Origin of the sequence: Escherichia sp. S10b, from assembly GCF_028421345.1 — a bacterium.
Lineage (GTDB): Bacteria > Pseudomonadota > Gammaproteobacteria > Enterobacterales > Enterobacteriaceae > ECMA0423.
Window position 1 is genome coordinate 1 of record NZ_JAHZSO010000137.1, and the last position, 778, is coordinate 778.

At 49.0% G+C, this 778-nt stretch carries 2 protein-coding genes; both read right to left on the minus strand.

Annotation, left to right across the window (positions count from 1 at the left end; all coding sequences use genetic code 11):
• Window positions 1-65 precede the first annotated feature (65 nt).
• Complete coding sequence (locus tag FTE26_RS08570) at window positions 66-422, minus strand: HumD family translesion DNA polymerase (protein WP_004199403.1); 357 nt, start codon at window positions 420-422, stop codon at window positions 66-68.
• A gap of 2 nt (window positions 423-424) precedes the next feature.
• Window positions 425-664 (minus strand): hypothetical protein, encoded by a 240-nt coding sequence (locus FTE26_RS08575; RefSeq protein WP_001549892.1) that lies wholly within the window; start codon window positions 662-664, stop codon window positions 425-427.
• Between the last annotated feature and the right edge of the window lie 114 nt (window positions 665-778).

Here is a 778-nt window from a genome sequence, read left to right on the forward strand (position 1 = left end):
TGCGCCTGGTAAGCAGAGTTTTTGAAATGTAAGGCCTTTGAATAAGACAAAAGGCTGCCTCATCGCTAACTTTGCAACAGTGCCACAATGTGCGTAATGACCCCCCTGACCTCCAACCCGTCCTCATCGTCATCAGGTATAGCCCTGAAGTTATCCAGCTTATCGAGTTCCTGGAGACACCGCTTGGGGTGTAGTCGCAATCGCATGATCCTGAATTCTTGTTCCAGGACACAGAGCACCAAAGACCCGTCAACGGGCGTGCCCCCAAAATCTACTATGAGCAGCGCACCAGGCTTTATCCCTTCCCGGAAAGAGTAGGTATCACTTCGAAAAAAGAATACTCCCGGCGCTCCTGTATTACAGTGCTGATCGAGTGACAGCCTGTTTTCCTGGTAGTCGGTTGCTGGCGATGGAAAACCCATTTTTAACGGCCTCCGTTGGGGTTAAAAAGCATGAATGTCCGGTTCTCTCCTTCCTGAGTGGAAATGTCTTTAAAAACGGTCACGTAGGTTTCAATCCACTGATTTGCTTGGCGACAACTCCAGTGAAAATTAATCAGCGCAAGCTGGCTGACAAAGGCTTCTGTCGTAACTGTCTGACGACCGTTCGGCTCACGCTTAATGCTCGCACGCCAGGCTGAGTCAATTTCATAGTGTCTAGGCATGAAAAACCTCCGATCAATATAGCTGTATGCATATGGGTCTTCCCTTGTTGTGGTGGCTGAAGGCATGATAATGGTGTATTTAATCGCCAGAGGTCACCGCCATGGACGAAAAGT